Here is a 12490-nt window from a genome sequence, read left to right as displayed (position 1 = left end):
TTTTCAGGCGTTCAGCGAACTCAGAAAGTCGCCAAACCCGCCTCTGGCTTTTGAGTCCAGGCGGGTACTGGTCGTGACCCGCGGGCGGCAGCTCCAGGCGATCCGCGCGCCGATCAGCTCCAGCTGGCGAACCAGATGCACGTCTTCGTGGCAGGCCAGTGCCGGAAACCCGCCTGCACTGATATAGGCAATTGAGCTGACACCCAGGTTGGCACCATGGATGTGCCGATGGCCGTCCCGGTGCTGGTAATGCTTGAGGTAAGCCGCCTGCGCAGCCGCAGAGATATCCTTGTTCCAATCGCCGGGCATGACGGTCCCGCATACCGCATCGGCATCCAGTGCCAGTTGCTCGGCAAGCCAGTCATTCGCCACGGTGCTGTCGCCATCGGTGCAGGCCAGCCAGCGCGCACCTCGGTCGAGGAGAAAAGCTGCTCCTTCGGCGCGTGCCTGTCCGACGTTGCGGGCCGAGACCTCAAGGACCATCACCCCGTGCGCTCGCGCGATGTCTGCCGAGCTGTCGGTGCAACTGTCGAGAACCACCAGCACCTCTACTCGCTCACCCTTGAGATCCGGGTGTTCAGCCGCCTGCTTTATCGTTTCGAGGCACAAATCGAGTAGCTGCTCTTCATTGTGCACCGGGATCAGAATGCCGATCATCGGAGAATTCCTGTTCTGCTACGGAGGTTCCATCACGACTCCACAGGTCCAGCAGAAAATCCTGTTCGTGATGACTGAAAAGGCGGTGCATGGCCAAGCGTTCGGCAAGGATATCGTGTACAGCCTGCGCGTTCAGCGGGCAGCCCTCGATATCAGGGCGCCAGTGACAGGCGAGCAACTGGCCGTCAGGTGAAAGCGAGGATAGAGCGCAGTCGATCAGGCGGTGCAGGTCATCGACGTCCAGGTAGTAACCCAGTTCGCTGAAGACGATCAGATCAAATTGTCCCTGCGGCCATTGCTGTGGCAAACGGGCCTGCAACACGCGCACATGGGGCAGGCCTGCCAGACGCTTGCGTGCCAGATCCACCGCCAGGTTTGACGTGTCGCAGCACACCAGTGCGTCACAGCGACCGGCAAGGTCGGCACTGAGTTCGCCGTTGGCGCAGCCGGGCTCGAATATCGATTGGTACCGTTCACGGGGCAGGGCCGCCAATGTCAGCGCACGCTTGCGCCGCTCATACCAGCGTTGCTTGAACGCCCACGGGTCATCGTTGTTGCGAAACAGCTCATCGAAATAGCCGTCTTCGACGCTCATACAAACACCAGTTCAAACGGTTGCAGCAGTCTTTCCAGAACAACGGCTGGCAGAACGGGCGCAAGACCGATGGCCGGGTCACCCTGCAATTGGCTGACGAACGCCTGAGCGGCATTGCGTTTACGAGCAAGGGTCGCCGGGTCCAGCAGCAACTTGCGTGCGCGGTCCCATGGCAGACGCTCATCTTCAGGGTCAGCCCAGTGCCAGGCCCAGACCGGTACTTCGCAAAGCTGCGCCCCGGTAGACGCACAGGCTCTTGCACTGGCGCGGCCAACGGCTTCGTGGTCGCCATGACCATCTTCTGCCCAGGTGGCGAACACTACGTCGGCAGGGCCCAGATGACGTTCAAGAAACTCTGCCAGCTGATCTTCGGACTCGGCCACGGCACCATCCTGCAAGCCGCAGCGCAGCCACTCAAGACGCTCAAGGGGAATATCGAGACGATTCAAGGCTTCGGCGCTTTCCTGGGGCCGGATTGCAGACAGTCGCTCGACATGCCAGAGCGTGGAGCCCGGATGGCTGGCAGTGCCGTCAGTGACCGAGATCAACAACAGATTGCGTTCCAGCTGCGCCAACTGGCTCATCAAGCCGCCGCATGCCAGTACTTCATCGTCCGGATGCGGGGCGATGATGACCGCCCTGCAATTGTTCGGCACCAGCAGGTCTGCAGTAATCGCAGGTACGCTGCGCAGTTTGCCGGAGGCGTTCCAGGCAGCCAGAGGCGTGCCCTGGCCAGACTCGTCGTCGCTGACTAGAAAGCCTTCGCTCATGATGGATACGCTCTCATAGTGACCACGTGCGCAAAGCTGGCAGCCGTTTACCCGTCAATTGACCCAGTGCAGCAAGGTCTTGCTCGGCATGACTCTGGCGCAGAAAAACCGGCAGGTCGGTGATCAGTCGAGCGAAGTGCGGGTCCTTGCAGTAAGGACCCGCACCTACCGCGCGGCCCACGTGCTGAATGACCAGTTCCGCAGCGTGCTCCACGTAGGCACGACAGCGTCTGGCGAGCACCTCGGCATTTTCAGCCGGGGCCTGATCCAGATGCGCAGCGGCGGCACGCAGTACATCGATTGCTGCGTGCAACGCGACATCTACAGCACCCAGGTGCGCAAGAGCGTGTGGCTCTTCGCGTTTGCCGACCTGTGCCAGCAAGCGTTGGGCGATAGCCCGGGAGGCACCATACCAACACGCCGCGATGCCGATGCCGCCTTGCCAGAAGCCAGGCCGTTCCAGGTAGCCGCCCGGCGCTCCAATCGCCTGCCCGGTAGCGTGCTCGAACACGACTTCGACGCTGCCGGTGGCACCCATGCCAACTGCGCGCCAGCCATCATTGGTCATATGCACGCCGGGCTGGTCGAGTTGCACCGCCACCAGTTGCTGGCGATGTTCTTCATCCCATGTGGTGATCAGTGCATGGCTCAAGGCCGTAGCACCGGAACACCACGCTTTTCGGCCATTCAGACGAAGTGAATCGCCAGTGCCGCTGATATTCACCCGTGCCTGCGGCGGCTCTGCCGCCCACATGCCCCAGGTGCTGAATTGTTCGGGGGGCGGGGCACCCAGTTCCGCCATGATCGCCAAGGCGTCGGTATGCCCCTCGTACAACTTGCACAACCCCAGGTCATGGCCTGCAATGCAGGCCAGCGCCCGCCAGCGCTCAAGTGTCTGACCGCTGGCAGGCAGGGGGAGCTGATCCAGACCTTCGTTGACCAATGCCTGCAAGCACTCGCCCAGCGCACGCGTATCGGCATAACCGTGCTTGCGCCAGTCGAGAAACTCACTCAAGGCATTAATCATTGCTGGTCTTCGCGCTTCAGTTCGAACAGCAGCAGCGAGCGCGGCGTGACGGTATATTGCGAACCGAACGCAAAGTGCTCCTTGCTGCGTGCATCATCCTGATTGGTGTCGATCAGGCACTCATAATGGGTGCCTTCAGGCACTTCCGGCAGGGTGAAGTTGACCCCGTCGTGGTGCGCGTTGACGACCAGCAGCAGCGTAGCGTCGGCACCTGGACGACGGATACCGGTTTCCTGTGCACGGCCATCCATCAACATGCCCAGGCAACGGCCATTGGCATCGTGCCATTGCTCGACACTCATCTCGTTGCCATCCGGAGCGAGCCAGGTTACATCCTTGACGCCGATTTCTTCGTTGTAATCGCCCACCAGGAAGCGACTGCGGCGCAGGATCGGGTAGGTCTGACGCAGCTTGATCACGCGGGTCACGAACTTGAGCAACGCTGCGCCGTCCTCGTCCAGATCCCAGTTGATCCAGCCAATTTCGCTGTCCTGACAGTAGGCATTGTTGTTGCCGTGCTGGGTACGGGCGAACTCGTCACCGGCGACGATCATCGGCGTACCTTGCGCCAGCAGCAAAGTAGCGAAGAAGTTACGCATTTGACGCAGACGCAAGGTGTTGATTTCCGCGTCTTCGGTCGGGCCTTCGACGCCGTGGTTCCAGGACAGGTTGTTGTTGCTGCCGTCCTGGTTGTTTTCGTCGTTGGCTTCGTTGTGCTTGTCGTTGTACGACACCAGGTCGTGCAGCGTGAAACCATCGTGCGCGGTGATGAAGTTCACCGACGCCTGTGGACGCCGACCGCGCTGGTTGAACATGTTGCCGGAGGCGGTCATGCGTGCCGCGAAGTCTGCCAATTGGCCTTCGTCGCCTTTCCAGAAGGCACGTACGGTGTCACGAAACTTGTCGTTCCACTCCATCCAGCCTGGTGGGAAACCGCCGACCTGATAGCCACCTGGGCCACAGTCCCAAGGCTCGGCGACCAGTTTGACCTGACGCAGCACCGGGTCCTGACGGCAGGCGACCAGGAAGCTGTGACGTTCGTCGAAACCATCGTGGTAGCGACCCAGAATGGTTGCCAGGTCGAAGCGGAACCCGTCGACATGCATTTCCGAAGCCCAGTAACGCAGGGAGTCAGTGACCATCTGCAGTACGCACGGGTGGCTCAGGTCGAGGGTGTTGCCGGTGCCTGAGTCATTGATGTAATAACGCTTGTCGTCCGGCATCAGCCTGTAATAGGAGGCGTTGTCGATACCGCGCATGGACAGGGTAGGGCCGAGCTCGTTGCCTTCGGCCGTGTGGTTGTAGACCACATCAAGAATGACCTCCAGCCCGGCATGATGCAGGTGCGCAACCATTTCCTTGAACTCGGCAATCTTGCCACTCGCCAGATAACGCGGGTCTGGCGCAAAGAACGCAATACTGTTGTAGCCCCAGTAGTTGGTCATTCCTTTTTGCAGCAGATGCTGGTCGTTGACGAAGGCGTGTATCGGCAGCAGCTCGACGGATGTCACACCCAGCTTGCGGATGTGATCGACAACGGGAGCTGATCCCAGACCGGCAAACGTGCCGCGCAGCTCTTCGGCAACTTCCGGGTGGCGCATGGTGATGCCGCGCACGTGGGTTTCATAAAAAATGGTCTTGTCCCAAGGCGTACCGACGCGCTGATCGCGGCCCCAGGTGTAAGCCTCGTCGATCACCTTGCTCTTCGGTACAAAGGGCGCGCTGTCACGTTCATCGAAGCTCAGGTCGCCGTCAGGATGACCAATGGTGTAACCGAACAAAGCTTCAGACCACTTCAATTCGCCGACCAGTTGCTTGGCATACGGGTCGATCAACAGTTTGTTGTGGTTGAAGCGATGACCGTTTTTAGGGTCATAAGGGCCGTAGACGCGATAGCCATAGATCAGGCCCGGGTGCGCATCGGGCAGGTAGCCGTGATACGTCTCATCGGTGTATTCCGGAAGTTCGATGCGTTCCAGTTCGATTTCACCGGTCGAGTCAAACAGACACAACTCTACTTTGGTGGCGTTGGCCGAAAACAGGGCAAAGTTGACACCCAGGCCGTCCCAGCTAGCGCCGAGAGGAAAGGGAAGTCCTTCACGAATGCGAGACGGGGTGCTGCCTGGATTGTCTTGCGGGGCTGAATTATCTTCTGCCGTTGTAGTGGACTTCGTATTCATGATGACTTCCTGACGTCGAATGATTTTCTGAGCGGCCAAGGCCGCTATCGAAGCCACCAAGGCTTCAATATTGACGATAAAGTATGGGGGTGTAGCAGGCCTCATCTCCGATCAGAGTGCGACCTGCAACAATGGACTGGCGCCCGGCCAGAAGAGTTTCAAGAATTCGACGGTTTGCGTGGCTTCTTGGCAGCAGGCTTGGCTGGGGCATCAGTTGGCGCAGCGGTAGCCGGCTTGGCTTTGGGAGCAGGCTTGGGAGCCGCCTTGGCCGCTGGCTTTGGCTTGGCTTCAGCTGCGGGCTTGGCCGCTGGCTTTGCTGCTGGTGCTGACTTCGCCACAGGTTTGGCCGCGCCCTTGGCAGGCGCCTTGGCGCTGTCTACTTCAGGCAGCTTGGGCTTGCTGGACTTGCGCACGCTGGACTTGTCAGGTGCCAGGGCTTCTGCTTCTGCAAGCTTGCGAGCCATCTCCCAGTGACGCTCGTCGTGTCCGGAGGGCTTACCCTCGGACTCCCAGATTTGGTAAGCAAAATCGCGAATTCTTTTTTCGTCGGCACTCATCTTGAGACTCCCAGCTATTACATAGTTTGAATAAGCAAATTGACGGAAAATCTTTCAAGCGCTGCACTGAGCGGTATCTCCCGAACGTGTGTTGCGACACCGTCGGAAAAGAGTCCTTTCCAGTCAGATCCAGAGTCGGCAAACGGAAGCATAATCCGTGTGTCGCCCCAATTGGCAGCATTAATCAATGGAGTTTGCGCAGTACCCAATAGTTCACTGCTTGTGCGTGGGACTACGATGACAGCGCGCACTCCTTGTGTCTCCCGGGCAAAAGCCATCACTTGCCCAGCGTGGCTACCCTTTATTTCCAGAGGCTGATAACGCCCCTCGCTGAACAGCGTTGGGTGCTCGGCACGCAGGTTCAAAACCTTCGCAATCAGCGCCTGTTTGATGCGGCCATCCTGCCAGTTATCGAGCAGGTCGGCAGCGCTTGCATCTTCTGCCAGCGCTTTCTGTCGGGCTGCATAATCAACCGGTCGCCGGTTGTCCGGATCCACCAGGCTGAAATCCCAGAACTCGGTGCCCTGATACAAATCGGGAACACCGGGTACGGTCAAGCGTAGCAAGGTTTGCGCCAGACTGTTGAGTGCCCCGGCGGTCGCGATACGATTGGCCGTTGCACTCAGTGACTGGCGCAACGCGAGCGCTTCAGGAGCCAGCAGCAAACGTTCAAGAAATTCGCGGCAAGCCGTTTCGTAAGGCTGATTCGGCGCGCTCCAGCTGCTTTGCAGCTTGGCTTCGCGCAGGGCTTTCTCTTGCCACTGCACCATGCGCTTCGCGTATTCCTGGTGAGCTTCTTCGCCCTCCAGGCTCAGCGGCCAGCTGCCCAGCAAGGCCTGATAAAGCATCAGCTCGTCACCCGCACTGATGGCCGGTTCTTCGCCTTTCAGGGGCACTGCCAGCTGTCTCCAGCGTTCTACCTGTTCGGCGTACCACGGCGCACATTCACTCAGGACCGCAAGGCGTGTACGTGTGTCCTCGCCACGCTTGTGATCGTGCGTTGCAGTGGTCAGCAGGTTGTCGGGGAATTTTTCCAGACGCTCCAGGCAGACCTGATGGAAGTCTTCCACCGGCGCACTGAAATGCTGCGGATGAAAGCCTACGTCGTTGCGCGACAACAGCACTGCAGAGCGATAGAACGAGGTGTCCTCAACCGACTTGGCGGCAACCGGGGAGGTCAGTTGCTGGAACCGTACACACGCATTCTTGTACAGCTTGCGCAACGGTCCGCGTGGCAGTTTGCGCCACGCTTCGCCACCCAGCCAGCGTGCCAGATAATCCAGCACTGGCCAGTCGCCTTCGTTCAAAGTGGTGCGAGCGCCTTCCATTGCCTGCTGGAAATACTTGTCGTCCTGCGCCGAGCGGCCGCATACCGAGATATAGGTGCGATAAATCGGAAAATTGACGATCAGCGCGAGCAGGGCACGGCGAATTGCACCCAGCGTGAGGTCACGACTCATCAGGTCGCTGCGTGCAACTTGCAGCAACGACTGCGCGACGTTCTCGAAATCGCCCGCCAGCGTGCCGTGCAGGACCAGATCCCGGGCCACCAGCACTTCTTGATCGAAGTCAGCGGTACGTTCTGTCAGTCGACTCCACAGCTCTCCAAGTGGCTCTTTGCCCTTGGGATCGTGTTGCAGGAGCGAGACCTGATTCATGAACTCGTAGCCGGTCGTGCCGTCCACGCTCCAGTCTTCACGCAACGGCTCATCCGGCCCTAGAATTTTCTCGACGAAAATAGGCAGATGATCAATGCGCGCCTCGGCAGGACGCAGCTTGAGCAGGCTTTTTACCCGGCGATGCAGCTTGCGGCCGTAGCCGCGCGGGTTGGCCAGCCCATCGATATGATCGATCCGCAACCCGTCAACCAGGCCGTCGGCAATCAGCTGGAATATCTTGCCGTGGGTGGCTTCAAATACCTGCGGCCGTTCGACACGCAAACCACCTAGCTCGTTGATGTCGAAGAAGCGCCGCCAATTGATGTCATCACCGGCAGTACGCCAGCTGGCCAGACGATAGTGCTGACGTTCCAGCAACTGATGCAGACGCTGAAAGCCTTCCGGCTTGCTGGAGTCGAAGTGCGCAAGGATCTGCTCGATGCCTTTGAGCACCTGCGGATCTTTCGCCAGCTCGGCCAGCTCGGTTCTGGCCTGACGTGCACGTTCGTAGGCTTGCGGGTATTGAGCAAGCGCAGTGAAGCGCTGGCCCATTTCCTTCAATTGCGGGTGTTCGACTGCCTGAAGCAATGAATCATAGGTCAGCGGGCAGATCGGGAAATGATGCTGGTAGTGCTCGATATAAAACATGCCGCGCTCGGCGTCGAAGCGCAGCGGGATTTCTCCGGCCTGCAGGACGGTGCCGTAATCGCTGCTCAGAAACGGCAGCAGCAACTGGCCTTCCAGCAAGGGATCCGGCGAATTCCACTGAATGTCGAAGAACTCGGCATACGGGCTGCGCCGACCCCATTCGAGCAGGTCCAGCCACCAGGGATTGTCTGCACCACCGACGGCCATGTGGTTGGAGACGATGTCGAGGATCAGCCCCATGCCGTGTTCGCGCAAAGCCGATACCAGACGCAGCAGGGCAGGCTCGCCACCCAGTTCCGGGTTGATGACGGTCGGGTCGACGACGTCGTAACCATGCATTGAGCCAGCACGCGCCTTGAGCAGCGGCGAGGCATAGACATGGCTGATCCCCAGGCTGGCGAAGTAGGGCACCAGTGGCACCGCATCGTCGAGCGTGAAATCTTTATGAAATTGTAAACGCTGGGTAGCGCGCAAAGGCTGTAATGGACGGGTCATTGGTCACGCTCCGCAGCTTGCAGCCGGGATTGGGAGAGCAATTCCAGTCGTCGAGCAGCATTCGGGTTATCAAGCAAGGAGGCCGCATCGCCGGGGAGGCGTCTGCGCCAGTTCGGGTGGCTGTCAATGGTGCCGGGCAGGTTGGCCTGCTCCTTGACACCCAGCGCGTCTTCCATCGGTAGCAGCACCAGTGGAGCGCGCGTGTGACCCAGATAGCGGATACTCGCGTCGATGATCTGCTCAGGGTCTTCACTGTCGGACGGCAGGCTGTCGACGTTCTGACTCAAGGCTCGGCACAGGCTTGCATATTCGCGCCCGCGTTCTTCACGCCATTGCGATTCATGTTGCTCGTCAATGTGACCCAGCTGGGCATTCCACTCGATATCCAGCTCGCTGAGCCAGCCTGCCAGTGTCGGCAAATCGTGGGTACTGGTGGTGGCCAGTGCCTGGTCCGACCAGTCAAGGATGGGCTTGAACTGACCGTTGTTCTGTTCGAAGAGCAGCACACGCATGCCCAGAATCGCCCGAGCGCTGAGCTTGTCGCTGAGACCTTCAGGCACAGTCCCAAGGTCTTCACCGAGCACGATCGCCTTGTGCCGCCAGGATTCCAGACTCAGCAGGCGAAGCATGTCGTCCAACGGGAAATTCAGATACGCGCCTTCACTGGGAGGCGCCCCCTGAGGGATGACCCATAGCCGCTGCAAGCCCATGACATGGTCGATACGCAACCCGCCGGCATGGGCGAAGTTGGCCCGCAGCATCTCGATGAACGCGCGAAAACCGTTACGCTTGAGGCCGTCCGGTGAAAACGCGGAAATCCCCCAGCTCTGGCCGGCACGGTTGAGAATGTCGGGTGGTGCGCCAACAGTCAGAGCCGACAGCAACTCGTCCTGACGACTCCAGGCCTGACTTCCGGCACCATCGGCACCCACTGCCAGGTCGGCGATCAGGCCGATGCGCATGCCACTGCTGCGTGCGGCAGACTGCGCACGCTCCAGGCCGCGGGCGATGAGCCATTGAGCGAATGCATGAAAACTGATGTGCTCGCTGTGCGCTTCGGCAAATGCTGCTACGGCGTCACTACGAGGGTCTTTGAACTCTTCCGGCCATTCATGCCAATTGTTGCCGATATTCAACGTTTCGGATTCGGCACACAGCGCTTCGAAGCGGCAGTGGTTCTCCAGGGCCTCGCCACCGCTGTGGCGGAAGCTGTTGAAGTCTTCGTGCAAAGGGTGATCACCCGCACTGAACCCTTCGTACAGCTTGTGCAGCGCTTTCCACTTGGCTTGGGCAGCAGCAGGCCAGTCAATCAACTGCTGCGCTTCCAGTTGCTTCATTTCGTCACCGACGCGCGCGTCTTCTATCGCCTGACGCCATGCATGTTCACCCAGAATGGCACCGGGCGACGCATACAGGCTATTTAGAAACAGTCGGCTGGACGGCGAATAAGGGCTGTAACGGTGTGGATCATTGGCGAACATTGCATGGATCGGGCTGATGCCCAGCGCATCGGCACCGCGCTCTCCGGCAGCGCGAACAACCTTCTCCAGTGCTTCCGTATCGCCAAAACCGCCATCGCCCTCGCGGCGCAGGCTGTAAAGCTGAGCAGTCAGACCCCAGCCATGCGGCTTCGGCGCATCGGTGGCCATTGCCATGCTGAAACAGGTTTTAGGGGCGACAGCGATGGTCAGATGTTGACCGGCAATCTCCAACTGTTGATAGCCGGGCGGTGCCAGCGCTGGAAGTTCGCCGGACGCGGTGAGCCTGGCGTCCAGCGATGAACCGTCTTCTAGGTGCAGCGTGAATGGCGTTTGCGGCGCAAACCACTCGGACAGATCCAGATTACTGTCCGTGTCGACCGTCAGCAGCGGCGGGGCGCTTTTGCCGTGGCTGGCGTTTTGCAGACTTAACAGGCTGGCATCGATAGCCTCGCCGTTTTCGGCCGGATAGCCCAGCGCCTCCAGAACCTTGCGCAGTACATCAGGGCTGACAGTCTGCGGCCGAGCGTTGGCATCGACCCAATGCACCGATAGCCCTGCCTCGGTCGCAAGCCTCTCCAGTTGCTCATTGTTCATCCTGTTCCTCCAGAACATCACTTGCTGTCAGGCTGACAATGGCCGTGTAAGGATTGAGGATGGCCTGCGGGGAAAGTTCGGACGATTTTGCGGCGCTGGAGAATATCTGCCGGGCATTTTGCTGCGGCGGAGCATCGACAGCCTGTTCGCTCAGGTTCAGGTCGATACGCAGTTCGCTGCCATCGCCAAGCGCCCAGCGTGCACTGACTGCCTTGTCGCCGAGAATATCGGTTTTCAGGAAGCGTGCACCGGGCAGGCGCGGCATGATTTCTTTGTGCCGCAAAGCCAGCAACTGTGTATAAAAGTCGACCCAGCTGCGGTGATCCAGGCCTTTGTCGGTCTCCAGATCAACTGCCGAAAACGCCGGACGCGATGCCTCGAATGTCTTGATGTCGTTCGGGTCGGGAATGTGCTCGCGCTTTTCCGGGTCGGCGAATGCGGCAAAGTCGGCAAACTCCTTGCGACGTCCTTCGCGCACCGCATCGGCCAGTTCGCCGCGGTGGCTGGTGAAGAACAGAAACGGTTCGCTGGCCGCCCACTCATCGCCCATGAACATCAGCGGAATCATCGGCGAAAGCAGCAACAGGGCGGTTGCGGCCTTCAGCGCAGCAGGCGTGCACAGCTGCGGCAAACGTTCACCGAGTGCGCGGTTGCCGATCTGGTCATGGTTCTGCAGAAACAACACAAAGGCTGTTGGCGCAAGGTGGCCGCTGGGCTCGCCTCGCGTGTGTCCATGCCGCGTCTGTTCGCCCTGATAGACAAACCCTTCGCTGAGCAGGCGCGCAAGCTTTTGCGTAGGCTCCTGAGCGAAGTCGGAATAATAGGCGTCGGTTTCACCGGTCAGCAGCACGTGCAAAGTGTTGTGCCCGTCGTCGTCCCATTGTGCATCGAAGCCTTTCTCCAGAAGACCGGCCTGGTTGAACTCGTTCTCAAGGTTCAGCCACACGTGCCTGCCCGGCTCGATCTGGCCGCGTACGCGAGTTGCGAATTCTGGCAGGAACGTTTCATCGCGAATGGCATGCACAGCGTCCATGCGCAAGCCGTCGATGCGGTATTCCAGCAGCCACATCAGCGCATTGTCGACGAAGAAGTCGCGCACCTGCGGGCGGCGAAAATCAATGGCATCGCCCCACGGGGTATGCAGATCGCTGCGGAAAAACTCCTTGGCGTAACTTCCCAGGTAGTTGCCGTCCGGGCCGAAGTGGTTGTACACCACGTCCAGAATTACCATCAGGCCAAGACCGTGAGCTGTATCGATCAGGTGCTTGAGCTCTTCCGGAGTGCCATAGGAAGATTGCGGGGCGTAGTGCAGAACGCCGTCGTAGCCCCAGTTGCGATCACCGGGAAACTGCGCAAGCGGCATCAGCTCGATCGCGGTAACGCCCATTTGCGCAAGGCGCGGCAGGTGTTTTTCCACCGCAGCATAGCCGCCCATCGCACCTACGTGCAGCTCATAGATCACCGCCTCATGCCACGGCCGACCTTGCCATGAGGTGTTTTGCCATGAATAGGCCAGAGGGTCCACTACGAAGCTTTGAGAATGGACATCGTCGACCTGCGCGCGGGAGGCGGGGTCAGGCACTTCCAGTTCATGGTCGATTTTGAAGCTGTATCGAGTGCCCGCTTCGCAGCGGGCCTCAAGGACGAACCAGCCGTCCGGCTGGGGCAGCATGGCCAGTGACTGAACACCCTGGCCATCCTGGAGTTCGACATTTACGTAGTTGGCATCCGGTGCCCAGAGGGCAAACCGGGTGTGTTCGGGGTCTAGCAAGACGGCGCCGTGGCGCCAGTTATCGTCTGTACGCAGTGGCATCCATTGATCCTTAAA

Annotated in this window: 9 protein-coding genes; all 9 read right to left on the bottom strand. The window is 59.7% G+C overall.

Annotation, left to right across the window (positions count from 1 at the left end; genetic code table 11):
* Positions 1 to 3: 3 nt before the first annotated feature.
* The 9 genes from RYB66_RS14855 to treZ all read right to left on the bottom strand — a co-directional run bounded on the left by RYB66_RS14855 (position 4) and on the right by treZ (position 12475).
* Positions 4 to 657: a glycosyltransferase gene (locus tag RYB66_RS14855; RefSeq protein ID WP_002553273.1), complete on the bottom strand. Its 654-nt coding sequence runs from the start codon at positions 655 to 657 to the stop codon at positions 4 to 6.
* The gene (locus tag RYB66_RS14850; protein WP_316894734.1) at positions 626 to 1252 is read right to left on the bottom strand and encodes an SAM-dependent methyltransferase; all 627 of its coding nucleotides are present in this window, start codon (positions 1250 to 1252) and stop codon (positions 626 to 628) included. The genes RYB66_RS14855 and RYB66_RS14850 overlap by 32 nt, the downstream gene beginning before the upstream one ends.
* Complete coding sequence (locus RYB66_RS14845) at positions 1249 to 2022, bottom strand: PIG-L family deacetylase (RefSeq protein ID WP_316894732.1); 774 nt, start codon at positions 2020 to 2022, stop codon at positions 1249 to 1251. Before RYB66_RS14845 ends, RYB66_RS14850 begins: the two co-directional genes overlap by 4 nt.
* Before the next feature lie 13 nt (positions 2023 to 2035).
* A complete protein-coding gene (locus RYB66_RS14840) occupies positions 2036 to 3049 on the bottom strand; it encodes an acyl-CoA dehydrogenase (protein WP_316894730.1) in 1014 nt (337 codons plus the stop codon).
* On the bottom strand, positions 3046 to 5229 hold the full coding sequence (glgX, locus tag RYB66_RS14835; protein WP_004667555.1) for a glycogen debranching protein GlgX: 2184 nt from the start codon (positions 5227 to 5229) through the stop codon (positions 3046 to 3048). Before glgX ends, RYB66_RS14840 begins: the two co-directional genes overlap by 4 nt.
* 158 nt (positions 5230 to 5387) lie before the next feature.
* Complete coding sequence (locus RYB66_RS14830) at positions 5388 to 5786, bottom strand: DUF2934 domain-containing protein (RefSeq protein ID WP_002553277.1); 399 nt, start codon at positions 5784 to 5786, stop codon at positions 5388 to 5390.
* A gap of 17 nt (positions 5787 to 5803) precedes the next feature.
* Complete coding sequence (locus tag RYB66_RS14825) at positions 5804 to 8587, bottom strand: malto-oligosyltrehalose synthase (protein ID WP_316894728.1); 2784 nt, start codon at positions 8585 to 8587, stop codon at positions 5804 to 5806.
* Positions 8584 to 10662, bottom strand: coding sequence for a 4-alpha-glucanotransferase (gene malQ, locus RYB66_RS14820; protein WP_016980822.1), 2079 nt, complete (start codon positions 10660 to 10662; stop codon positions 8584 to 8586). The genes RYB66_RS14825 and malQ overlap by 4 nt, the downstream gene beginning before the upstream one ends.
* Positions 10652 to 12475 (bottom strand): malto-oligosyltrehalose trehalohydrolase, encoded by a 1824-nt coding sequence (treZ, locus tag RYB66_RS14815; RefSeq protein ID WP_316894726.1) that lies wholly within the window; start codon positions 12473 to 12475, stop codon positions 10652 to 10654. The genes malQ and treZ overlap by 11 nt, the downstream gene beginning before the upstream one ends.
* Positions 12476 to 12490: the final 15 nt, after the last annotated feature.

This window comes from Pseudomonas syringae group sp. 243L2, from assembly GCF_032587875.1.
GTDB lineage: Bacteria > Pseudomonadota > Gammaproteobacteria > Pseudomonadales > Pseudomonadaceae > Aquipseudomonas > Aquipseudomonas amygdali.
This window is presented reverse-complemented; position numbering and strand designations above follow the sequence as displayed.